The sequence below is a fragment of the Thermococcus sp. SY098 genome (assembly GCF_035621495.1).
GTDB lineage: Archaea > Methanobacteriota_B > Thermococci > Thermococcales > Thermococcaceae > Thermococcus_B.
Genome location: NZ_CP141821.1, coordinates 1436609 through 1460858, shown reverse-complemented (window position 1 = coordinate 1460858; position 24250 = coordinate 1436609). Strand labels below are relative to the sequence as shown.

Annotated in this window: 24 protein-coding genes and 1 tRNA gene; 18 read left to right on the top strand and 7 right to left on the bottom strand. The window is 40.9% G+C overall.

Annotation, left to right across the window (positions count from 1 at the left end):
• Positions 1–4: 4 nt before the first annotated feature.
• Complete coding sequence (locus tag VFC49_RS08070) at positions 5–1030, bottom strand: TrmB family transcriptional regulator (RefSeq protein ID WP_324736697.1); 1026 nt, start codon at positions 1028–1030, stop codon at positions 5–7.
• Positions 1030–2271, bottom strand: a complete 1242-nt coding sequence (gene treT / locus VFC49_RS08065) for a trehalose synthase (RefSeq protein WP_324735118.1) — start codon at positions 2269–2271, stop codon at positions 1030–1032. Before treT ends, VFC49_RS08070 begins: the two co-directional genes overlap by 1 nt.
• Before the next feature lie 261 nt (positions 2272–2532).
• On the opposite strand from treT, the gene VFC49_RS08060 reads away from it, so the two are divergent.
• The 6 genes from VFC49_RS08060 to VFC49_RS08035 are packed head-to-tail and all read left to right on the top strand — an operon-like array spanning position 2533 to position 9240.
• The gene (locus VFC49_RS08060; RefSeq protein ID WP_324735117.1) at positions 2533–3861 is read left to right on the top strand and encodes an ABC transporter substrate-binding protein; all 1329 of its coding nucleotides are present in this window, start codon (positions 2533–2535) and stop codon (positions 3859–3861) included.
• Between the two features lie 10 nt (positions 3862–3871).
• Positions 3872–4750 (top strand): sugar ABC transporter permease, encoded by an 879-nt coding sequence (locus VFC49_RS08055; protein ID WP_324735116.1) that lies wholly within the window; start codon positions 3872–3874, stop codon positions 4748–4750.
• Positions 4747–5568 carry a carbohydrate ABC transporter permease gene (locus VFC49_RS08050; protein WP_324735115.1) on the top strand — a complete coding sequence of 274 codons (822 nt, stop codon included), beginning with the start codon at positions 4747–4749 and terminating at the stop codon, positions 5566–5568. Before VFC49_RS08055 ends, VFC49_RS08050 begins: the two co-directional genes overlap by 4 nt.
• A gap of 41 nt (positions 5569–5609) precedes the next feature.
• The gene (locus VFC49_RS08045; protein ID WP_324735114.1) at positions 5610–6800 is read left to right on the top strand and encodes a glycoside hydrolase 5 family protein; all 1191 of its coding nucleotides are present in this window, start codon (positions 5610–5612) and stop codon (positions 6798–6800) included.
• Between the two features lie 6 nt (positions 6801–6806).
• A complete protein-coding gene (locus tag VFC49_RS08040; protein ID WP_324735113.1) occupies positions 6807–8270 on the top strand; it encodes a DUF2139 domain-containing protein in 1464 nt (487 codons plus the stop codon).
• A 10-nt stretch (positions 8271–8280) separates the two neighbouring features.
• On the top strand, positions 8281–9240 hold the full coding sequence (locus tag VFC49_RS08035; RefSeq protein ID WP_324735112.1) for a carbohydrate kinase: 960 nt from the start codon (positions 8281–8283) through the stop codon (positions 9238–9240).
• Here VFC49_RS08035 and VFC49_RS08030 read toward each other — a convergent pair.
• Both VFC49_RS08030 and tes read right to left on the bottom strand, forming a co-directional pair.
• A complete protein-coding gene (locus tag VFC49_RS08030; RefSeq protein ID WP_324735111.1) occupies positions 9215–9517 on the bottom strand; it encodes a DUF3213 domain-containing protein in 303 nt (100 codons plus the stop codon). The genes VFC49_RS08035 and VFC49_RS08030 overlap by 26 nt on opposite strands.
• Positions 9518–9521: 4 nt before the next feature.
• Positions 9522–11273 carry a tetraether lipid synthase Tes gene (tes, locus tag VFC49_RS08025; RefSeq protein ID WP_324735110.1) on the bottom strand — a complete coding sequence of 584 codons (1752 nt, stop codon included), beginning with the start codon at positions 11271–11273 and terminating at the stop codon, positions 9522–9524.
• Between the two features lie 133 nt (positions 11274–11406).
• Between tes and VFC49_RS08020 the strand changes: the two genes are divergently transcribed.
• The 9 genes from VFC49_RS08020 (at position 11407) to pyrE (ending at position 19723) form a co-directional block, all read left to right on the top strand.
• Complete coding sequence (locus tag VFC49_RS08020) at positions 11407–11775, top strand: hypothetical protein (RefSeq protein ID WP_013468233.1); 369 nt, start codon at positions 11407–11409, stop codon at positions 11773–11775.
• Positions 11762–12346 (top strand): type-4 uracil-DNA glycosylase, encoded by a 585-nt coding sequence (gene udg / locus VFC49_RS08015; RefSeq protein WP_324735109.1) that lies wholly within the window; start codon positions 11762–11764, stop codon positions 12344–12346. The genes VFC49_RS08020 and udg overlap by 14 nt, the downstream gene beginning before the upstream one ends.
• Positions 12347–12666: 320 nt before the next feature.
• Positions 12667–14259, top strand: a complete 1593-nt coding sequence (locus VFC49_RS08010; protein WP_324735108.1) for a Na+/H+ antiporter NhaC family protein — start codon at positions 12667–12669, stop codon at positions 14257–14259.
• Between the two features lie 119 nt (positions 14260–14378).
• Positions 14379–14645 carry a hypothetical protein gene (locus tag VFC49_RS08005; RefSeq protein WP_324735107.1) on the top strand — a complete coding sequence of 89 codons (267 nt, stop codon included), beginning with the start codon at positions 14379–14381 and terminating at the stop codon, positions 14643–14645.
• Positions 14642–15580: a site-specific DNA-methyltransferase gene (locus tag VFC49_RS08000; RefSeq protein WP_324735106.1), complete on the top strand. Its 939-nt coding sequence runs from the start codon at positions 14642–14644 to the stop codon at positions 15578–15580. The genes VFC49_RS08005 and VFC49_RS08000 overlap by 4 nt, the downstream gene beginning before the upstream one ends.
• Positions 15501–16469: a hypothetical protein gene (locus tag VFC49_RS07995; RefSeq protein ID WP_324735105.1), complete on the top strand. Its 969-nt coding sequence runs from the start codon at positions 15501–15503 to the stop codon at positions 16467–16469. Before VFC49_RS08000 ends, VFC49_RS07995 begins: the two co-directional genes overlap by 80 nt.
• A 4-nt stretch (positions 16470–16473) precedes the next feature.
• Positions 16474–17379, top strand: coding sequence for a pantoate kinase (locus tag VFC49_RS07990; protein ID WP_324735104.1), 906 nt, complete (start codon positions 16474–16476; stop codon positions 17377–17379).
• A 41-nt stretch (positions 17380–17420) separates the two neighbouring features.
• A complete protein-coding gene (locus tag VFC49_RS07985) occupies positions 17421–19106 on the top strand; it encodes an ATP-dependent DNA ligase (protein WP_324735103.1) in 1686 nt (561 codons plus the stop codon).
• Between the two features lie 68 nt (positions 19107–19174).
• Positions 19175–19723, top strand: a complete 549-nt coding sequence (pyrE, locus tag VFC49_RS07980) for an orotate phosphoribosyltransferase (protein WP_324735102.1) — start codon at positions 19175–19177, stop codon at positions 19721–19723.
• Here pyrE and VFC49_RS07975 read toward each other — a convergent pair.
• Positions 19720–20520, bottom strand: a complete 801-nt coding sequence (locus VFC49_RS07975; RefSeq protein WP_324735101.1) for a MinD/ParA family protein — start codon at positions 20518–20520, stop codon at positions 19720–19722. The genes pyrE and VFC49_RS07975 overlap by 4 nt on opposite strands.
• A gap of 166 nt (positions 20521–20686) precedes the next feature.
• Positions 20687–20896, bottom strand: coding sequence for a helix-turn-helix domain-containing protein (locus VFC49_RS07970; protein ID WP_013468223.1), 210 nt, complete (start codon positions 20894–20896; stop codon positions 20687–20689).
• A gap of 108 nt (positions 20897–21004) precedes the next feature.
• Here VFC49_RS07970 and rlmD point away from each other — a divergent pair, with 108 nt between their 5' ends.
• The 3 genes from rlmD (at position 21005) to VFC49_RS07955 (ending at position 22864) form a co-directional block, all read left to right on the top strand.
• Positions 21005–22258 (top strand): 23S rRNA (uracil(1939)-C(5))-methyltransferase RlmD, encoded by a 1254-nt coding sequence (rlmD, locus tag VFC49_RS07965; protein WP_324735099.1) that lies wholly within the window; start codon positions 21005–21007, stop codon positions 22256–22258.
• A gap of 67 nt (positions 22259–22325) precedes the next feature.
• The gene (gene lrpA / locus VFC49_RS07960; RefSeq protein WP_324735098.1) at positions 22326–22751 is read left to right on the top strand and encodes an HTH-type transcriptional regulator LrpA; all 426 of its coding nucleotides are present in this window, start codon (positions 22326–22328) and stop codon (positions 22749–22751) included.
• A gap of 35 nt (positions 22752–22786) precedes the next feature.
• A tRNA-Gly gene (locus tag VFC49_RS07955) sits at positions 22787–22864 on the top strand.
• Positions 22865–23122: 258 nt separating this feature from the next.
• Here the strand turns inward: VFC49_RS07955 and VFC49_RS07950 are convergent.
• Entirely contained in the window at positions 23123–24250 is a 1128-nt protein-coding gene (locus tag VFC49_RS07950; RefSeq protein WP_324735097.1) for a cation:proton antiporter, read from the bottom strand.

Genomic DNA, 24250 nt, shown 5'->3' with positions numbered 1-24250 from the left:
CACCTCAGGTTAATATAAGCCTAATCTTTGTAGTTTCATAATCCTCTAAGACTGCAAACATTCCACCAATTTTGAAAATGCCCTTTTCTGTCTCCAAGTCAAAATTATCAATTCCCTCCTCCATTGCCACTGTGTATCCAACAACCCTTCCTCTGAGCTGCTCAATCTCACCCGTGCTCAAATTTTTTGCAATTATCTCAGCATAAATGTTGCTGTCATTCAGGTGTCTTCTTATAACATCTACAGCATGGAAAGTGGTAAAGAATCTCAGATCGTTCTTCCGGTTTATATCTTCAAGTATCAGCTTTGATTCTTTAAATGCTTCTCTGATAAAGCTGTACTGAGAAAATATAATTTCCGGATAGGTTGCCTTAAAGCTTGGAGGATTCCTGGGTCTAAAGCCTATGTTCTGAATATCAATGACTTCCCTACCATCAAACATTCCAATAAAGTGGTTCAATTTGTGAAATTTTCTAACAAACAAATTTCCAATCTCGATAAAATCTACCAAATCTATTTTTTCTTCAGTATATAAACACACTGTAACCCCTCTTCTCAATGCTTGTTTTATATTGTTCTCAATCTTCTCAAAGAATTTTTCAGGTGCCACGAGGATAACCTCATATTGTGAGGCATCAAGTGATTCTTTAACCATTTCTACCGCTTCATCCAGGTCTTTGGTTCTCCATATCCCCGGCCTCTCTTCTTCCTTGACTTTGATCTTCTTGAGCTCCTCTTCAAGTTGCCGCTTTATGTCTTCCACTTCTTTCTTAAACTTGAGGAAGGCTATTGAAGGAGAGAACGCAACATAGACTCTTGGAGAACTCTCAATTTCACTTACAAAGCCTCTTGTTTTTAGTGAAGCTATGGTGTCATATACCCTGTTATATGGCACACCACTCCTCTCAGATATTTCTTTTGCTGTGCTTGGACCATAAACTAACAGTGCCCAATAAGTTAAGACTTCATACTTTGTAAAGCCAAGCCTGGTAAGCATTGTAAGGACCTTTTCGCTTATCTCCATTTTCATCACTGTTGAATAAATGAGTTGAAAAGGTCTAAATACCTTTCTAAGTGTCTTGTTATTAGGAAGTTCTCCTTAACTCTTTCCTTGGCATTTTTGCCCATTTCCTTTGCAATTTCTGGATGTTTGAGCAAATAAACAGTCTTTTCAGCCGCTTCGTTAACTGTCTTAATTAAAAAGCCCGTCCTGCCATCAACTACTTGGAGCTTAATCCCGCCAACTGCTCTACCCACAATTGGTTTTTCCTTCCACATGGCTTCACTAACGGTTAACCCAAATCCTTCCCTTGTTGACATCTGAAGAACGACGTCACTTGCTCTCTGAAATGCATTAACCTCTTTAGCATGGACACCGATCAAATTCGTCAGTATCTTCACGTCATAATCTTCTCCGATTTTCCTAAGCACTTTTTCAAAGTATATCCATCCCTCAGGATCATCATGTGCCATTGCACTGACAAGCAAAAGCTGAACATCTGGTATCTTTTCTTTGACTTTCCTATAAACCTCAATTACGTCGAAAACTCCCTTCCATGGATCGAATCTTGCAACTTGAGTTATCTTTGGTCTGTCTGGATCTACATCAAACTTCTCCAAGATCTTTAAAATTTCACTTTCTTTTAGTTCAATGTTTTTTTCGCTGAGCGGATCAATGGATGGGGGCATTATAATGACTCTATCTTTATCAAGATCACTCTGTGCATATTCAGGCATATGGAAGATATAACGGTCATATTTTTCAACAAACTGTCTTAAAAAGCCCCAGAATTCAGGATTTGGATCGCTCAGATCAATATGACATCTCCATATCCACGGCTGCCTTTTATCATAAAAGCTTATTAGCGGAGCAGGCTGTGGATCATGGATAACAACAAAGTCATAGAGACTTGGATCAAAATTTTCAGAGTTTCTCTTGTTAATTTCAAGATATAGCTGCTTCATTTCCTCTGTAAGCTTCAGCTCCTTGTTTCCCTGGAGAGCATTGTGAAAGGACTTGGTAACTTTAAAAAACTCATCAGTTCCCTCAATCACGAACCATCTTGCATCAATTCCAAGGCTTCTCATCAAAGGTATCAAGTTGTGAAGTATCTCGGCGACTCCTCCACCATATGCTGTGGAATTAACATTGACAAGTGACGTTCCTTTGAGTCCTTCTGCCTTTTCTTTTATTCTGGATATAGTTTCCTCACCAACTACACTTGAATATGTGTCAATACTCTTGCTTCTGAGCTTGGTAACTTCAAACATTATTACCACCATTTTTACTTTTAGTATACAATATGACAGATGATTTTTATACCTTAATCGTATAAAAACTTTTTTGCAAAAATCTCCCTAAATGAATGGACTAATAACATTTTAAATTCTGGACATGTATCAAGATATTCTTGTAATTTAACAAGCTCAAGTATGCCCAATGCCACATAATACACATCCACTGTGTTCCGAAAAATATAAATATACTAAAAGTAAATACATCGATGAACAATTTCGAAGAGGTGTCCATTAATGAAGCGTGGTGTTAGGAAATTTGCCCTGCTATTGAGCCTGTTTTTGTTAAGTGCTATAGTGGCTGGATGTATCTCCCAAAAAGAGGCAACTACACCGACAAGCCCCTCTCCCACAAGTTCCCCCACCTCACCAACGCAGACACAACAAAAGACTGTTGAGGTTATTGTATACGGTCAGTGGGGAGGAGTTGAGGGACAAAACTTCCAAAATGCTCTAAAGCAATATGAAAAGGAACATCCAAATGTTAAGATCAAGTACGTAATCCAATCAAAATTAAGAGATGCCGTTCTTACTGAGCTCGCAACTGGATCACCTGGTTTTGATATAGCAATTCTACCATGGCCTGCTTTGATAAAGGAGCTTGGAGAAAAAGGACAGCTTGAACCGCTGAACTCAGTGGTTGATGCATACAAGGGGGAGATAATGGAGAACCTCCTTGAGCCTGTTAAATCTGGAAACACCTACTATGGAGTTCCTATAAAGGCATGGGCTAAACCAGGTATATGGTACAACGTACATGTATTCAAGAACAACAACCTCGAACCACCAAAGACCTTGGATGAACTTAAACAAGTTTGCGACGTGCTAAAGAGTAAGGGCATTCAGCCAATGGCAAGCGGTGCCGCTGACAAATGGCCTTTAAGTGATATATTTGAGGCTGTCCTGATCAGAGTTGGTGGCCCAGAGCTTCACCAGAAGCTCATGAAGCACGAAGTGAAGTGGACAGATCCTCAGGTAGTTGAAGCATTTAAGATACTCAGCGACCTTCTCAAACAGGGTTGCTATGGTGATCCAAAGGTTGCAATTGGTGAAAAGTGGGAGGCACAAGTTGCAAGATTAGGAAAAGGAGAAGTTGCAATGTACTTCATGGGTAACTGGATTAACCTGATGCTTCAGAAAGAGGGTTACAAACCAGGTGTTGATTACGATTTAATTCCATTCCCAGAGATTAATCCAAATGTTGACTTCGCAATTGTGGCAGGTGGAGATTGGATAATCATTCCAAAGAACGCTCCTCACAAAGAAGCGGCACTTGAACTGGCAAAATGGTTTGCAGGCCCCGAATACCAGAAGATTATGGTCGAGCAGAAAGGCTACCTAGCTCCAAATCTCAAGGTTCCAAAGAGCGCTTATGATCCAGTAGATGCAAAGATCATCGACATGATGGCAAAGTACACCGTTGTGCCGGATTTGGATGATAACGTTCCTTCAGGATTCCAGCCTGTAATCTGGAACAAGCTGTTCGAACTCTGGGCTAACCCAGACAACTATAAGCAAATCGCTCAAGAGCTCGAACAGGCAGCTCAGCAGTACTACAAGTCGTGAGGTGTTTTAAATGGGCAGAAGGATCAACAGGGACTTCTTTATCCTAATGACGCCCGCCTTTATTTTGCTTTTTATTTTTATCATATACCCAATCCTAAACACGTTCTACTTAGGATTTACAAAATGGGATGGATTCACGAATCCCCAATTTGTCGGGCTTGAGAATTATAAAACCATGATGAATGATCCCCTCTTTTGGACTTCTGTAAAAAACAATTTCTTCATATTCATAATATTCCTACCTTTGGTAACCTTGCTTGGGCTTGGTTTTGCGCTCTTACTCCACAACAAGGCTGTGGTTGGAAGAAATGTTTTGAGAGGACTTGTAATGCTTGGTATGGTCATGCCGCTAACCGTTGTTGGTATTGTTTGGATGCTCCTCCTTGATCCATATTCAGGCATTGTGAACAAAATCATTGAAATATTTGGGGGACAACCAAGAGCGTGGATACAAGACCCCTCCACGGCGATATACTTCATCATAATTGGTTCACTGTGGGCGTGGCAAGGTTTTACAACGACGGTGTTTTTAGCTGGTCTTGAGGGACTTGATGTTGAAGTTCTCGAAGCATCTGTAATTGACGGTGCAAATCCCTGGCAACGCTTTAGGTATGTTATATTACCACTTCTGAAACCGGCTTTAATCGTAGTTGTAACGATGAGCTCAATTTATATTCTGAAGGTATTCGATCTCATATATGTCCTTTCTGGAGGAGAGTCCATACCAATGTACCTCTCAGTCTTGGCATATATGATATACTACGAAATCTTCTACATGCTCAAGTGGGGCTATGCAGCTGCAATAGCTACTCTACTTACCGTTGCAGTTTTCCTGTTTTCAATAGGAATGCTGAAGAGGATGATCGAAGAGAGGGGTGTTGAAGCATGAAAGTTACAAGGAGGTACAAAATAACGATAAATGCCGTTGCATGGATCCTGGGAATTATTCTCTTAATTCCCCTAATAGCTCTAATAATGGCATCAATAAGGCCATTCAGTGAAATAGTTGCAGGATGGTGGAATTTGAGTAATGCCCATTTCACCCTTGAAAACTACAGAACTGTGCTTGCAGCCGGACTATGGAGAAATATTCTAAACTCCCTCTTAATTGCGGTCTTTGCAACCATACTACCGATACTGATAGCGGGAATGGCAGCATATGGATTTACAGCATTCAGTTTTCCAATCAAAACTATGATATTTCTAACTTTGGTTGCCATTCAAGTAATTCCCCAGCAGGCAGTTATAGTGCCTCTGCTAAAACTTTTCAGAGACTTGCACATGTACAATCAGTTTTACGGTATAATTCTCGTTCATTCTGCATTTGCACTGCCATGGACGATATTTTTCTTGAGGAACTTCTTTATCTCCATCCCAAAGGATTATGAGGAAGCCGCAAGAATAGATGGGCTTGGAGATATTGGGATATACTTTAAGATAATCCTCCCGATTGCAATGCCTGCAGTTATCAGTGTTGCTGTGGTCCAGTTCATCTTTGTGTGGCAAGATCTGTTCTTTGCAATAACCCTACTCAGACCCGAAAAATGGCCAGTCTCTGCTGGAGTTACAAGATTTATAAGCCGTTATAACCCAAATTGGGGCCAACTAACAGCTGCTGGTGTCTTGGCGATAATTGTGCCAATAGTTGTGTATGTGTTAATGCAGAAGTACTACATGAAAGGTGTCTCAGGAGGCATAAAGGGCTGAACTTTTCATTTTTCCTTTTTATTGGGAAGGAGGTGGCATAAATGGACTTTGTTTTAGGGGTTAACTATTGGCCCAGAAAGAAGGCCATGTTCTGGTGGAAACAATTTGATGAAAAAGAAGTGTGGGAAGAGTTTTCAATTATCAAAGAGCTCAATCTTGATGTAGTTAGAATTTTTTTACTTTGGGAAGATTTCCAGCCAGAAATCGATAAAATAGACAACAGAAATATGAAAAATCTCGAAAAAGTACTTGATATAGCCAAGGAATTGGATTTAATGGTAATCCCAACCTTCTTTATAGGACACATGAGCGGTATAAACTGGCTTCCTGAATGGCTGTTAGAGGACATTCCCCATGAAAGATTCCTGACGTATTCTAACGGAAAAATCGTCGATAAGAGAGCAAGAGACATCTATGAGGATAAAAAAATACTAAAAGCCGAAGAGCTACTTTTAGATACCGTGACTTCAGAACTTAGAGATTTTCCCAACATATATGCATGGGATATATCAAATGAGATAGATAATGTGAGAATACCAAGAACTCCGGAAGTTGCAAAAAGGTGGCTGAAATTTGTTTATGAGACTATAAAATCAAACGACCCAAGACCGGTGACATTCGGAATACACCAAGAGGATATCGACAGAAACAAAAACTTTAGGGTACCAGATGTTGCTCAGTACAATGATTTTCTCTGTATGCATGCATATTCTGTATATACAGACTTTACAGATCCTCTTGATCCGTATTTTGTTCCCTTTGCATGCATATTAACAAAAGCACTTGGAGGAAAAAATGTTCTGATGGAAGAATTTGGAATGCCAACTACTCAAGATGCCACAAAGAAAATAGTGTCTGCAACTGGAAAGGATATTACAGAACATTACCTGATTAATGAAAACGAAGCTGCAGAGTGGCTCAAAGAGACACTAAAATTGCTTTATGAGTTCGGCACAATCGGCGCCCTCTACTGGAACTTCTCAGATTACCATGAGAGCCTGTGGGATAAACCCCCATTTGATAAGGCAATTCATGAGAGATTTTTTGGTATTCTCAGGAGTGATGGAAGCCTGAAACCAACTGCACTTGCTCTAAAAGAATTTAAAGAGAAAATACCAAGCCTTAAAAGAACTGAATATGTTCCCATTAACGTTCCCAAAAACTACTACGAAAAACCTAAAGAGAATTTAGTCAAATTATATAAGGAATTCCTCAGAAAAATAGGGAGGTAGCCACATATGAACTACAGATTTCCTCCACGTTATGGCCCTGAATGGGGAAGTGGTGGGATTTTCGGGCTAAGATATCACAACGAAGTTCTTTACTTCACAGTTGCATTTGAAGCGGAAGCCCATTTTGTAAAAGAAGATTCACACAGAATTTACGAATTTGAGCTGGTTGGCGAAAAACCGACATCTGGAGGAGACACATACAATGCCGTCGATGTTGTCGATGAGTTCATTTACTTTGGGGGATGGGTTCATGCTCCTGCGGTATATGAGGGAAAAGGGAATGGAAGATCAACGATAAATTTCGTCAACAAGTACTCCCATGTGCATGAATACGACACCGAAAACGACTCAATACGCTTGGTCTGGAAGGAATCCATCCACCATCCTACGGACTGGGCTGGAGAAGTCAGCGATATAATCTACAATCCCTACACTGATGAACTGTTGCTGGCAAGAGAAGATGGACATCAAAACTTGGGAATATACGCTTTGGACAGGAAAAAGGGCAAGATAAAGCTGCTCAATTCTGCCCCAAGTCCAAAAGGGACGATTGTTCACGATACAGCGTTTTTCGGCGTTGGAAAAAACTTTGCAAAGGGCCTTGAAGAGATTCATGCCTTGGATATGATTACCGGAAGATGGGAAAGATTTCCACTTGGGGAAAGTGTCGATGGGAATCCCTATCTATACCCTCATATTGGAGCAATGGGCAGTGCGTACAACAGAGCATTTGCCTTTGTAAGGGGCGGTCTTTTTGTGGGGAACCCACTTAACGATGAACCATTTGAGTTTTTCAGGCTCTTTGACTTCTACACATTCTATGCTCCCTTCAGGGTCAACGCACTTCCCTTAGATGGAGGACTGCTGGTAGCATACAATGCACACCACGACGGCATTTACAAGCCAAGAACTCCCGAAGAAATGGACTTTGCAAAGTTAACAAACACGATAGTTGGACCAAGCGTTCTGATTTACATATCCCCACCTATGATCAAGATAGTTGGAAGTTTTGGTGCAAGGATTACAAGCATGGAAAAAGCCAAAGGAAAGCTGTTGCTCGGTACAAACACAACACCAAACACAGGCGCACTTGATGCGACACCCTTCGACACAGGCAACAAGGACATAGTTATCCTTGATGAAAAAATACTGCAAGAAAGACCACCTGCAGTTGCCTTTTCTGTGCCTTTGGCATACCCATCACTGGCAATGCAGAAAGGAGGAGGGACATTTGGAGGAATTCCTCTTGATGGATACAAAAATCCCCGCATAATTATCTATGCATCAAGAGACAACGAACTAACAATCTATGAGTATGATCTCACACTGCCTCCTGCTGATGCTTATTCTGATAAATTCGATATCAAAAAGGGCAAGAACATAATTGAACTGGAGTCATTTAGCGGAATAGTATCTTTCAGGCTTAAAGAGGAAGACTTTAAAGGAAAAGTTAGAATTGAGCTCAGATAGGTGGCATACAATGATATTTTCAATAGGTGAGATCCTCATAGATTTTATAGCAAAGGAAGAAGGAGCCTTAAAAAAAGTTAGCAGCTTTGAAAAGCACGCCGGAGGAGCACCAGCCAATGTGACCGTAGGGCTGGCAAGACTGAAAACCCCCGCAGCATTAATAAGCAAAGTTGGGGCAGACCCATTTGGCGAATTTTTAGTTGAGCAGCTGGAAAAAGAAGGGGTGAACATAGATTACATAAGATTTGACAGGGAGAAGCATACCGGCGTTGTTTTTGTTCAACTAATCGGCGCTAAACCGGAATTCATCCTCTATGATGGAGTCGCATATTTCAACCTGAAAATTGACGACATAGACTTTTCTTTCCTTGAAAAAGCCTCTTTACTTCACTTTGGGAGTGTCCTGTTTGCAAGAGAACCGAGCAGGGGCACTGTTTTTGAAGTAATTAAAAGAGCAAAGGGCAAAATCACAGTAAGCTATGATGTGAACATACGCCTTGATCTGTGGCGTGGAAGAGAAGAGGATATGATAAGGGATATTGAAAAAGCATTAAGTTTTGCAGATATAGTTAAGATAGGGGACGGGGAGCTGGAATTCTTAGAAAACCATGGAGTAGATCTGGAGAGCTTTAACTTTAAGCTCATGGCAGTAACAAAAGGCGAAAGAGGAAGTGAAATCATTCATGGAGAAATCAAAACTGAGGTCCCTTCATACAGAGTTGAGCCTGTGGATACAACAGGAGCCGGAGACGCTTTTATGGCAGCACTTTTATCAGCTCTGTGGCATATGGACAAGCTTGAACATCTCGAGCTGAGTGAGAAGGAGCTGCTGAAGGTTGGTAGATTTGCAAACCTTGTTGCTGCACTTTCTACACTGAGGAGGGGAGCATGGAGTGTTCCAAGAGCTGAAGAACTGAAAGAATACAAAGAGGCAAGAGAAGTCCTTATTCGGACAGAACTTCGCCCATGACATTCCTCCAGCTCATGCTGGAATTTACAAGCTCTTCAATGCTTATTTCTTTTTCTTCAATGATCTGCGGATTCAACGCACTCAGCATTTCCAAGAGCTTCTCTTTTGAGAGTTTTTCTTCATCAAAAATTATCATGCCTGTTTTTGAATAGCCGTTGATAAAAACCCTGTAAGTTGCTGGATTAACGCTGAGTTTGTACTGAAAATCCATGGCTTCTTGGGGTGTTATCCTGCCGAATTTAAATTCAACAAACTTGAGCTTTCTCTCCATTGACATCACCTCAGAAGTACTGTTTGATGTCGATGTAAGTCTTCCTGTAAAGTTCACTCTTCTTCATTTTTTCAACAAACTCTCTCGTTCTTACATATTTGTCCTTTTTGTATTCCCAGTCCGGATGCATAGCTTTCCATTCCTCCCAAGAATAGCTGAACTGTGCCTGAACTTTATCTCTGTAAAGCTCCGGAATGACGTTGAATGTACAGAATGGCACTATTCTTCCATCGGGCATTGCATAGTGGATAACACATCTCTCAACTCTCTCGACATCATAGTTGTATTCATCCATGAAGTGCATCATTCCAAGGAACAACGTCTTATAGTGGAACTGTCCCAGTGCATCGTATGTTCCATGTGCAAAGGCGTTCTTTATGATATCAAGAACATCAAAGCTCTTTGGAGCGTATTTCTCGTCATAAAAGCTCTTGAATTTGAGGAATATCTCTGCTCCAACTTTAAGCTTCTCAAGTCTGCCAAGCTTCTTCCACTTTGAAAGCTCCTCTGCTTTTTCTTCAAGGAATTCTACAAATCCTTCAACGTCAAGGAATCTTGATATTGGGATTACCCTGTCATCATCAAGGAAAACATAAGTTGCGGCACCACACCCGAAGTGGGAGGTCATGTAGTATTTGCTTCCCGCAAACGATTCAAAGAACTTTGCTATATGACCTGCTATTGGAATTGGATACCAGTCTTCCTTTGCTATTGCCCCATTTGTCTGCTCCTCGATCTTCTTTATTGCACCAGGAATTGTAATCCTGAACCTCTGTCTCTCCTTCTTTGGAACCCTACCAACAAGGGAAATTGGCTGGAAGTTCACTCCCCTAACAATGTCAAGATGGTTAAGGCCAAAGTTGATTATAGCCCCAAGCTCGTGGTCGTTTACATTCCTAATCGTTGTTGGCACAAGAACAATTCCCGGTCCGCCTGCTTTTCTGACATTCTCAAAGATAAGCGGAATTTCCCAGTGGTTCTTCCAGTTTGTCTGGGGGGTCATGCCATCATAGCTCAGATAAAGGGTATTGACTCCGGCTTCTCTAATTTTCTTAACCAGTTCTGGCTCAAAAGCCAGTCTTATCCCATCGGTATTGAGCTGAATGTGGTCGTATCCTTCTTCCTTTGCAATCCTGATTATTTCAATTAGATCTTCTCTAAGGGTTGGTTCTCCACCAGTGAACTGAACAGCTGTTGCCCCAATTGGATTTTCCTTCTTTGCATTGCGAAGCATCATGCGTATTTGCTCAAGGGTTGGCTCATATATCGGCTGACCCTCTTTGGCGTAGAAGAAGCAGTACCAGCAACTTAAATTACAGCGATTGGTCAAGACTATATTAAGCAGATTAGTGTGTGAACGGTGCCTTGGACAGAGACCACAATCAAACGGACAGTTAACACCGCTGTTTTCTACATTAAAGCTCATCAGCTTTTTCTCGTCAAACTTCCATTCTCTAAATTTGTAGTACATTTCAACATCTTCATAGTATGCATCGGTTATCAAACCCTCAGGACACTTTTTGGTTATCCAAACAATCCCATTTTTCTCCCATACAACAGCTGGTACAACTTTTCTTGTTTCTGGACAGAGGGAATACGTTTTATGTGGCAGAGAACCGCCGTATCCTCTACTGGCTTTTTTAAGCAACTCTTGGAATTCCTCCTCACTCAACTCAGGATACTCAATGATATCGCGAACTTTCTTGGTGAGCTCATCAAATTCCTTCTCACCGCTTGGAATTTCGCCCACAGTTTCACTCATTTTAATCACCTCTGGTATTTGATTACCTGATAGGGTATAAAAACTTTTGCGTAAATATGAAGATTTACTTGCATAGGTATGGGTGAAGGTTAGAGTTAAATATATCTGGGGACAGTTAAAGTTGGTGAACAAAATGCCAGCAAGGGAAATGAGGATGGAGATGTTTTTGAGAGCGCTAATGAGGCGGGATTTCAACAAAGCAAAATCACATCTTGAGAAACTTGAAAAGATGGTGGGTAATGATGAATGGGGAAGGGGGTATTCAAAAGCAATAAATGGATTCATATCAGCCCTAAAAGACAATGACACTGATGCACTGATAGTTCAGCTTGTGAAAGAAGTTGACCATGAAAAAGCCAAACAACTTCTCTCGCATTTTAAAGAGATATTAAACCAAGAGTTCAGAGATGAGTATGAAAAAGGTTATTACACAGCGTGGACCGAGCTTTTGACTGCTTATCTCTCACAAAAAACCTTGGGTGTTAAGCGTGGCAAAAGATGAACTCATGAAAAAGCTTGAAGAAAGGATAAGGAGCTGCAAAAAGTGTCCACTAAGTGCGTTAAGGACAAATGCCGTTCCTGGCAGCGGGAGTTATGACGCAAAGGTGATGTTTGTTGGCGAAGCCCCTGGCTATTGGGAAGATCAAAAGGGTTTGCCTTTTGTTGGAAGGGCGGGAAAAGTTTTGGATGAACTCCTATCTGAAATTGGTTTGAAAAGGGAAGATGTATATATCACCAATATTGTGAAATGCCGCCCCCCTAATAATAGGGATCCAAATGAGGATGAAATCAAAGCCTGCTCTCCATATTTAGACAGGCAGATTGACATAATTAGACCCAAAATAATTGTCCCATTAGGGCGACATTCTATGAGTTATATTCTTAGGAAATTCGGGTTCGAAGCAGAGCCGATAAGCAGGATACACGGAAAAACATTCGAGGCAAGAACGCTTTTTGGAAAGGTAATTATAATGCCGATGTACCATCCAGCGGTAGCTTTGTACAGACCCCAGCTTAAGGAAGAGCTGAGAAAGGACTTTAAAAAGCTCAAGAACGTCTTGACGAATACTTGAAGGATTTAATTTTGCCAAATTTTTTCGAATACTTTTTTCTGTTAAACAAAAGGAGCAAACTTTTTTCGACATATGTCTAATTACATATAGGCTTTTAGGGAAAAATTTTTATAAAAAGAACGCCTTAATGCTACTGATGCTACATCATAATACATAGACATTCACAAACGTCCAGAAAAGTTCAGAAAGGATCATTTGAGAAGTTCCAATAGACCCCGATAAAATTTCGAAAATAAACAAAATGACAAAAATTTTTCCGAAAACTTTATATATATGCCGAATAACGAATGTCTGCAAATTTAAGATGGAGGTGTTGATTGATGGCAGACTTCGGGGTTTTATCTCTGCTGCCACCTCTCGTAGCTATTATACTGGCTATATGGACAAAAAGGGTTATATTAGCGTTGTTTGCAGGTGTTTGGATTGGTGGAGTGATGGTCTCAGGATGGAACCCAATAACAGGAACCACCCAGACTTTAGACTGGATAGTTGGAAATGCCATCGATGACTGGAACGCAAAAATTCTTCTCTTCGATTTCCTGATTGGTGCTGGGGTTGGTTTGATATACAAATCCGGCGGTGCGATGGCAATTGCAAGGGCATTGACAAGAACGGTAAAAACAAGCAGGGCAGCGTCACTAATGGGATGGCTTTTGGGAGTCTTGGTGTTCTTTGATGACTACACAAACACAATTATCGTTGGTAACACAATGAGGCCGATTACAGACAGAACAAGGGTCTCAAGGGAAATGCTGGCATATATAGATGATTCAACTGCTGCCCCAGTGGCTGGTTTGGCTTTGGTTTCAACATGGATCGGCTATGAGGTTGGTCTGATTGGAGACTCATTCAAGGATTTAGGGGTAAGCTTAGGACCTTACGCTGCATGGCTTTCAAGTGTTCCATACAGATTCTACTCAATCTTCGCAATTATCCTGGTGTTCCTTGTCGCCTACACCCACAGGCACTATGGGGCTATGCTTCACGCTGAGTACAGGGCAAGAACCACTGGAAAAGTTATCCGTGATGGTGCAAAGCCATTAATGACAACTGAGATCGACCTTGGAATGCCAAAAGAAGGCGGAAATGTCCACACATTCATATGGCCAATACTAACACTTGTCTTTGTAACGCTTTATGGGATGTGGGTTACTGGAGGAGGCAGCAAAACATATGCCTCAGATGGTCTAATGGGAGTGCTTTCAAACTCTGATCCCGCTTTAGCCCTTCTCTGGGGAAGCTTTGCAATGGTCGTTGTGGCATTCTTCTTGGTGCTCGGTTTCAAGATAATGACAATTGAAGAGGCAGAGACCGCAATAGTTCAGGGTATGAAGCAGATGATCATTGCAAACACGATATTGCTCTTAGCCTGGAGCATTAAAAGCGCAACTGATGCCGTTGGAACAGCCGATTACGTAGTCAGTATCGCCTCGGGAGTGCTCTCACCTGGAATAGTGCCTTTGGTAATATTCCTCATTGCAATGTTCATCTCGTTTACAACTGGAACATCTTGGGGAACCTTCTCGATAATGATGCCAATAGCTATTCCCCTTGCTTACCATCTAAGTGGACAAGCGGGACCAGTGCTCTTTGCATCAATTGGTGCAGTCTTCGCTGGAGGTATCTTCGGTGACCACTGTTCACCAATCAGCGATACGACAATCATGAGCTCGATGTTCTCCGGAAGCGACCACATTGACCACGTAACAACCCAAATCCCGTATGCAGTAACAGCAGCCAGCGTTGGAATTATACTTTACCTACTCTTCGCTATTGGAATAAGGGCATGGGCAGTACTCCTACCAGTAGGACTTATCCTCCTTGTTGCAGCACACTGGCTCCTCAGCGAATGGTACGGCAAGAAGTACGGCATTCCCCACGGAAAAGTGCCAATATATGTTGTTGAGGAGTGATAAAGGGTTTTTCCCTTACTTGCACTTTTTTCCTCTTTTTATTACTGGGAAACTACATCTCCTAACAACCTTTCTCTATTCCCAAAAGGTTTATATATCTATCTACCTATCTATCTACCATGAACGGAGTACAAAAACTTAAGGAGATAAGAAGGATAGTGAAGGAAGAGTTGAAGCACATACCAAGAGGGGATGAAGCTCAAAATATGCTGAGAATGATCTACTGGAATGCCAGGCTTAACAGTTTGGGGAAAAAGCCAAAATTTAAGAACAAAGAAGAATGCTTAAAATATGCAATCAAAGTTGTTCAAGAAACATACCCCGGATTTAATCCCCAGTACGACAAAGAGTTTTTTGAACTGGATAACACAGGTGATAGCAAATGATTATTGATGAAATAATTCTGGGAGATTGCTTGGAATGGATACCCAAACTTAAAGGAGTTCATTTAAGCTTTCTTGATCCACCATTTAATCAGGGAAAGGAATACCGTTTCTTCAATGATAATTTAAGTGAAGAAGAATACTGGGGCTGGATGAAGGAAGTTGTAAGAGAGATTTACAAAGTGACTGAAAAAGGAGGAGCAATTTACTTCATGCAGAGAGAGAAAAACACAGAATGGGTGTTAAGAATTCTCAGAGAAACAGGTTGGACTCTTCAAAATCTGATAATATGGAAAAAGATGGCATCCGCAGTACCGCAAAGGTACCGTTTCAATAAGGCATATCAGATAATAGCATTCGCCACTAAAGGAAAAAAGCCGAGAGTGTTTAACAAGCTGAGAGTTGACTATCCTCTTGCCCCATGGCACAAGTATCCAAGAGAAAATGGTATATATCTCACAGATGTTTGGGACGACATAAGAGAGCTTACATCTGGATACTTTGCCGGCGATGAACCCCTTAGAGATGAAAGTGGAAAGAGAATTCACCTACAACAATCCCCAGTGGCATTGCTTTTAAGAATCATTTTATCTTCCACAATGCCTGGAGATTTAGTTCTGGATCCATTTGCAGGAACAGGAACAACCTTAGTTGTTGCAAAGCAGCTTAAAAGACACTACGTCGGAATTGAAATCGATCCTCATTATGTAGAAGTTATTAGGAAGAGACTCTCAAAGCTTAGAAAAGCAGATGACGTAAGTAGATACAGAGAGTATTACAGATTTACCGAAAATTTAGACAGAATCTGGCCAATGCCTGAAAAACATTTAAAAATACCCAAACAAAAGACACTCTTTGATGTTGAGCTATCCAAACATAGTAAACACATTCTTAAAGATGGTAGAGCTACTGGAATCGAAGAGAATCAGCTTACATGACGAATTAGAGAAAATTGTTCTTGAATCCTCCATTTCAAATTTGGCCTATGTTGATGGAAGAAAAACCGCAAAAAAACTCGGTTTTGATATCTGGCAGGATTTAAAACAAACATATCATGAAAAAGACCTGAAGAAAGAACTAAAGATTAAAGATCTTTACACCGATTCACAGGCGTTTCCCGACTTTATGTTCAAATCCATATTTGAGAATAGTAGGCTTGTAGGAGGGGAGATATTAGAGCTAAAGGATAGCAAAGGGGGCAGTATTGCTTCCTTTAACTCCACCATCCCAACAGAATATAAAACATTGAAAGAAATAGAGAGACTAAACGGCTCAAAAGGCAAGATAGTTATAAAAATCGCGGAGATATTTGATAAAAATTCAAGTTATCCGGAATGGAAAACATACAAACGAAAATGCTTCTACCTAATAAGAACCCACAAAAAAGATGAAAACAAAGTTAAAGTCTCTATTGTTGATGGTGCATTTTTTGAAACGATTCCTGAAAAGGATCTAATTTCATCAATGTTCCAGAACATTTTCAATAAACATGCTAAAGAATATCCCATTCCAGATAAAGTCAAAGAAAATGCCAGTCAAGTGTTCCAGTATTTAACGGATCACAGCTTGATTTCATTTTCCCAAGACATTCCCAAAGCCTCAATAAAGCCAAGATTGAGAATAATGGCAGAAGCTAAAAACGAGGGTAATCCTCACTGGGAGAGATACAACATACCTCCAAAAACACTGAATTTGATTATCAAAGCCGACAACGAATCAAAAACTGCAAGAAACATCATAGAAGAAAGCGAACTGCCAATAGAAATCTTTACAATAGCTCATCAGAATGATGGAGAATTTCTCGTGTTCAGCTATAAAGTGAGGTGAAATAATGCTAATCAGAGCCTTCATCCCAGCACATATAACAGCATTCTTTGTGCCTAAATTTAACGAAAATCCTCTTCTGGCTGGCTCTCTTGGGGCTGGAATTAACCTGACAAAGGGCACCAATGTTTTTGTGAGTGTTGAAAGCGGATTGGAAAAGCATATCCACATAGCATTCAATGGAGAGTCCGTGAAGAGAGGAGAAGCAATTATCAGCCACTCCGTCGCTGAAGAGATAATCCCCCAAGAATTTAAGGGGGAAGTAGAAATCTGGCAGTACTTTGACTTCCCAAATGGATACGGCTTCGGCAACAGTGCCGGCGGAGCTTTGGGAACAGCTTTGGCTTTAGGATACTATTTTAAGAACAAAACGTTCCTTCAAGCAGCACAAATAGCTCACAAGCACGAAGTCCTCAACAAAGGCGGTTTGGGGGACGTGATTGCACAGATTCATGGAGGAATCGAGATTAGGATAAAAGCCGGAGCTCCAGGAATTGGTGTTGTCGATAATATATTTTCCGAGGAATACAAAGTTCTTGCAATACCTCTGGGGAGATTATCTACAAAAGAAGTCCTTGACAGTGACATTATAAGGGCAATAGAGGAGGAAGGAGAGAAAGCCCTAAGAAGGCTCCTCAAAAATCCAACTCCCGAAAATCTCATGCATCTCGCAAGAGACTTCGCCGAAAATACAGGACTTCTGAATGGAGAGCTGTTAGAGATTGCAAAGGAAATTGATAAGCTAATAAAACTGCCCTCTTCTATGATTATGCTTGGAAAAAGCCTCTTTGCCCTCCTGAAAGTAGAAGAACTGCCCAAAGTTCAGGAAAGACTTAGAGACTTAGGCATAGACAGCTACCACATCTGCGGAATTTACAATGAAAGACCAAAGGTCGGCAGATGGATAGGGTAAGCTTTTATCCATCAACGTCCTATTCTTTATGGTGGTGAGTTATGCTGTACAAAGAGTTAGCCGAGTTATATAGGAGACTGGAAAAAACAACCCTCAAGACATTAAAAACAAGATTTGTCGCTGATTTTCTCAAGAAGGTTGAAGATGAGGAGCTTTTGGAAATTGTGCCCTACCTCATTCTGGGAAAGGTCTTCCCGGATTGGGACGAAAGGGAATTAGGAGTCGGTGAAAAATTGCTTATCAAAGCGGTTGCAATGGCAACAGGCACTAATGCGGAGTGGATAGAGAACTCGGTGAAAGACACTGGTGATCTGGGAGAGAGTGTCGCATTAGCCCTTCAAAAAAGGAAACAAAGAAGCTTTTTTGGGCAGCCTTTGACAATAAAGAGGGTTTACAAAACTCTTGTGAAGGTTGCAGAAACTACAGGGGAAGGAAGCCAAGATAGAAAGCTTAAATATCTTGCAAACCTTTTCATGGATGCCGAACCAATTGAAGGGAAGTATCTGGCAAGAACAATTCTTGGAACGATGAGAACAGGAGTTGCTGAGGGACTTCTGAGGGATGCGATAGCTGAGGCATTCAGAGTAAAACCGGAGCTTGTTGAGAGAGCCTACATGCTAACAAGTGATTTTGGGTTCGTTACAAAAATAGCCAAACTTGAAGGAAACGATGGACTGTCAAAAGTCACAATTCAAATAGGAAAGCCCATAAAACCAATGCTTGCCCAAATGGCTGCCAATGTCAGGGAAGCTTTAGTCGAGATGGGGGGCGAAGCAGAGTTCGAAATTAAATACGATGGTGCGAGAGTCCAAGTTCACAAAGACGGGGATAAAGTGATAATCTATTCCAGAAGACTTGAGAACGTTACAAAATCCATTCCAGAGGTTGTTGAGAGGATAAGGAAGAGTATAAAACCAGAGAAAGCCATAGTTGAAGGAGAGCTTGTAGCAGTTGGAGAAGGAGGAAGGCCAAGGCCGTTTCAATATGTTTTGAGAAGATTTAGGAGAAAGTATAACATCCAAGAGATGATTGAGAAGATACCCTTGGAGCTTAATTTATTTGATGTCCTCTATGTTGATGGGGAAAACTTAATTGATGCTCCTTTTATAGAGCGCCGCAAGAAATTGGAGAGCATAGTTGAAGCCAATCAGTGGATTAAAGTCGCAGAGAACTTGATAACAAAAAGCCCGGAAGAGGCTGAGGAATTTTACCACAAAGCCCTTGACATGGGGCATGAAGGGTTGATGGCCAAGCGCTTAGATGCTGTTTACGAGCCAGGTAACAGAGGTAAAAAGTGGCTCAAGATCAAGCCAACAATGGAGAACCTTGATTTGGTGATCATTGGAGCAGAATGGGGAGAAGGAAGGAGGGCACATGTACTAAGCTCCTTCCTGCTTGGTGCTTACGATCCCGGTACTGGAACTTTTGTCCCAGTTGGAAAAGTGGGCAGTGGATTTACAGATGAAGACTTAGTTGAGTTCACAAAAATGCTCAAGCCCCTCATAAAGAAAGAGAAAGGAAAATTCGTTGAGATAGAGCCAAAAGTAGTAATTGAGGTTACATACCAAGAGATCCAGAAAAGTCCAAAGTACGAGAGCGGCTTTGCATTAAGATTCCCAAGATACGTGGCATTAAGGGAAGACAAAAGTCCAGAAGATGCTGACACCTTAGAAAGGATTGCACAGCTATATGAGTTACAGGAGAGGATGAAAGCGGGGAAGCGCTAAGTTTTTAAACGCTTTTCTGTTTATTTATTTTCAAAAATTTTTCAAATTCAACATTTTGGTGATTAAAAATGAAGGACGAGCTAATCGGCATGATATTTAGAGAAAAATGCATAAAGTTCGGACATTTTATTTTGACCTCTGGAAAAGAGAGCAACTATTACATCGACATTAAAAAGCTCATAACCAACCCCAAAGCCCTAAAGCTGATTGCAAAACTCATGAAAAGTGAGGCTGAAAAGAGAAGGATTGAATTTGACAAAGTTGCCGGTCCTGAGCTTGGAGCTGTCCCAATTGCAACAGCCTTAGCTTTAGAGACTGAAAAACCGCTTTTAATCGTTAGAAAGAAGAGGAAAGAGCACGGGACTGGAAAGCAAATTGAAGGAGATGTAAACGCTGGGGATAAAGTGCTTTTAGTTGAAGATGTAACAACAACGGGCGGAAGTGTTTTGAGAGCAGCAAAAATTCTTGAAAAAGAAGGAGCAAAAGTTGTGGGAATCATGGTTGTTGTTGACAGAGAGGAGGGAGCCAAAGAAAACATTGAAAACGAAAACTACACATTGATTCCACTTGTGAGAGTCAGTGAGCTATTTAAATACAGAGAAAAATACGAAACTTAAGGGTTCAATAGTTTTTCGGCTATTATCTCATCTATAATTCTCTCCACTTTTACCTTTCCAAACATCCATTCCTCTAAAATTTCCCCACATTCCTTAAGTCTTCGTGAGACATGACTCCTCGGTTTGTATTCAAGTATGGGAATGCCCATGTTCACCGAATGGGGAACACTATGGTCGAAGGGTATCACTCCTATTACCGGGACCTCTATTTCGTCTTCAAGAAAATTTATAACAGCCTCAATATTTTTTGAGGACTCCCTAACCTTATTAAGAACCACAGCAACATTTAATCCAAATGCATCCCCCAAGCTTTTGAGCTTAACAACTTCATTCTGTATCATAACCTCCGCTGAATAAATTGGCGAACGTTCAAGCTCAATAACAATGATCTGATAATCGGCAAGCTCAAAGATATGGAGGGTGTCAAAAGGTATTCCTGTTGGGGAATCGACCAATATAACACTGAACTCATCCATGATTTCATGAAGAATTGTCTTTAATCTAAATGCAGGTACATCTATTATATCCCGGAGTTTTGCACTGCCCGGAATGACGTAAACCCCCGTTTTTTTATGTCTGTAAATAGCATTCTCCGTTTTAAGAGTTGGGTCTCTAAGAAGGTTATGGATGCTGTATCTTGGGGAATCGATGCTGAAATGAAAACCCAACTTTGGAAGGTAGAGATCACCATCAATTACCAAAGTTTTGTACCTGTTTTTCGCAAAATATATTCCAAGATTCGAAGTAAGCGTTGTTTTGCCAGCTCCTCCCCTACCTGTGATAACAACAACTGCCATGTATTTTCCACTTCCACAGACAACTTACCTTTCTGAATGTTACTATGAGATTGAACTTTATAAAGATGCTGTTCGAAATTCATAAGAAATTTTCAAAAAATAAGCACAATTTAGTAAAACAAAAAATAGTGAAACTAAAAGTAAAAAGAAATACACCCAGATAGCATTAAATGTAGTCATCTAAAGTTTTAGCCTTAACCATGATTGCAGCCTTTTCCTTTCCGTAGAAAACCTCAACAAGTCCATCGGATTCTAAACTTTTGAGGGTCTGGAGAAGTTTCGGCATGGGAGTTTCCAACTCTTCACTTAATTTTTGCAAGGTTACAGCCCTTTTCTTTACAACCAAAAGTTTGTATATATACTCCCTCCTGCGCATACCAAAGGCACCACTAATATCTATGCGTTCCATTCTAATAAACATTGCTGGACAAAATTTGCCAATCTTTCAAAAAAGATTTATAAGTGCACAGCAGAGCCAAGATTCATGAGAGGAGAAATTAAAAAGCTGAGCGAAGAGGGGTTTGGGATCATAAAAGCAGGGAAAAAGAAGATCTACGTTCCTTTTACAGCTGTTGGTGATATAGTTGAGATTAAAAAATGGCACAGGGAAAAGAAAAAGCTTGTTGCACATGAATACGAAATAATAATGCCTTCTCCAATCAGGACTGAACCAAAATGCCCGTACTTTGGAAAGTGTGGAGGGTGTATGCTCCAGCATCTTCCTTATGATGAGCAGATAAAATTTAAGGCAGAAAAACTGGAAAATCTCTTCGGATATGCCGTTGATGTCATCCCCTCTCCAAAAATTTATGGACACAGGAACAGGATTGATGTTGTAATATCCACAGAAGGGATAGGGTTTAGGAGAAGAGGCACTTGGTGGGATGTTGTAGACATAGAAGAGTGCATAGTTTTTGGTGAAAAGAGTGGAAGAGCCCTCAAATCGCTCAGGGAATTTATAGAAGATTTCAAACTACAACCATGGGATTTAAGGAAGAGCGAAGGTTTCATGAGATACATTGTGATGAGAGAAGGCAAGTTCACCGGAGAACTCATGATCAATTTAGTTACGTACGAAGGAAGCCTCCCGGACGAGGTTCAAGAATACTTTAGTTTTGCAGACTCTATATACTGGAGCGTTAACAGCTCAAAAAGCGATGTCTCCTATGGAGAGCCAAGGAAGTTCTGGAACAAAGAGTTCATAAAAGAAAGGCTTGATGATGTTGTCTATTTGATTCATCCAAACAGCTTTTTCCAGACAAATTCTTATCAGGCAGTCAACCTTGTGAAGAAGGTGGCTGAGTTTGCAGAGGGAAGAAGAGTCCTTGATCTCTATTCTGGGGTCGGAACATTTGGAATTTATCTCGCCAAAAAAGGCTTTGAAGTTGAAGGAATTGAAATTAATCCTTTTGCTGTTGAGATGGCAAGAAAAAACGCTGAAATTAACAGCGCTAATGCAACTTTTTATGTTGGAGAAGACAGGAATGTTGAAAACCTCGGAAAGTATGATACCGTTGTGGTTGATCCACCAAGGGCCGGGCTTCATCCGAAGCTTATCCGAAAAATGCTTAAAGACGCACCAGAGACAATCGTCTACGTTTCGTGCAATCCCAAAACCCTTGCTAAAAACTTAGAGGAGCTTAAGAGTATCTACAAAGTTGAAGAGATAATTGGACTTGATATGTTCCCCCACACCTCACACGTTGAGGTAGTAACAAAGTTAAAATTAAATGTTTGATATTGAAACCAAAAAGTTCAAAAAGTTAATATATTAGATTTGCTAAATTAATGTGAGGTGAGAAGAATTGATAGATGAAAGGGACAGGATTATAATAGACATGCTCACCAAGGATGCAAGGACACCTTTTACAGAAATAGCCAAAGTCCTTGGAATTAGTGAGACTGCTGTTAGGAAAAGGGTTAGGGCATTAGAGGAAGCCGGAATCATTAAGGGCTACACTGTCAAAGTCAATCCTGCTAAGCTCGGCTATAACCTTGTGAGCATAACTGGTGTAGATACAAAACCCGAAAAAATATTTGAGGTTGCACACAAGCTTAAAGAATTTGACTTTGTTAAGGAGCTTTATCTAACAAGCGGGGATCACATGATAATGGCAGAAATATGGGCAAAAGATGGAGAAGATTTAGCAGATATAATCTCAAACAAAATTGGAAAGATAGATGGCGTCACCAAGGTGTGCCCGGCAATTATTTTGGAGAGACTGAAGTAAAGCTTTTAAATACTCCTTTCTCTATTTATTGTTGAGCGGTGGTAGTCTAGCCTGGTCTAGGACGCCGGCCTCCCAAGCCGGCGACCCGGGTTCAAATCCCGGCCACCGCACCATAACAAACTTTGCCTTCGCAAAGTTTGATCAAAGTTCGTTTATCTCCTCCAAGTGCTGTTTCTTAGAGTGGATTTCTAATTAATTGGCAGTTCTTCAGTGTTTCACTCTAAAAGCGTCCTTTGGACGCAAAAAGACAAGAAACCCACTTTAAAAACAATATACTTACTTAAATCCGCATTATATCAGCGAACCTCAGAAAGATAAACAAACTTCCCATGTCCATCAATCGTCTTAAACACTTCTGATCAAACTTTGCCTCACTTCCTGCTGTAAATCCACTTCAACAACGGAGGAGTTATTATGGTTGTTACAAACACCATGAAGATTGCCACTGTTAATGCATCAGCACCAACTACACCGCTCGCCATTGCTATTGCCAGCATAGCCAACTCAACACCCAATCGTGGAATCATGCCAATTCCGATTCTTAAGGATGCCCTCAGGTCAAAGCCCCCTAAATAAGCACCAAAACCACATCCAAGAATCTTACTGAGGATAGCTGCAGAGGCATAAACTACGGCGAATAATCCAGCATGAAGGATATAGGTCAGTTCAATTCTCATACCAACCTCCACGAAGAAGAGAGGGATGAACAGTGAATATCCCAAGGTGTTAACTGGATTTTCCACTTGTTTTCTGTAATTTGTTTGTCCAATTGTAAGACCAACCATGTATGCTCCAAGGATAGATGCCAGGTTCAAGTGCTCAGCCAAGTAAGCAAAGAGTATCAGAAAAATTACTGCAAAAGTCGTTGTGGACTCTGGTAAATCTATGCGGGAAATCTTTCTAAAGGCTTTTTCCGCCAGCACAGGACCTAAATATAAGAAAACCGCAAGAAATCCAGCAACCTCAATGAGGATCTCAATGATGGCATCATAGTGAACACTACCTTCTCTCAACAGAGATAGTACGATGGTTAGAATCAATATGCCCAAAACGTCATCAACAACAGCAGCAGCCAAAATTGTGGTTCCTTCTCTCGTCCTTAATCTCCTAAGCTCCATTAGTACCCTAACCGTTATGCTGACACTGGTTGGGGTCATTATTGCACCGTATAAAAGAGCTTCGTGAAACTCAACAAAAGGCAGGGAAACAAGAAATCCAAATGCAAATGCAACAGCAACCCCCACCCCTGCAACAAACATGCTTGGCTTTCCAACTCTCTTAAATTCCCCCAGATCACTCTCAAGTCCAGCTAAGAACAGAAGGAGAAGCACACCAAGATTCGCAAATTCACGGATTATTTCATTGCTTTCAGCGAAGATTCCAATTATTAATCCTCCAAGAATTTGACCGAGCACAACAGGCTGACCGAACTTTTCAAATATCCAGCCAAGAAGCTTTGCCGTTGCGAGCATCATCGCTATCATCAATAAAGTTTCCAT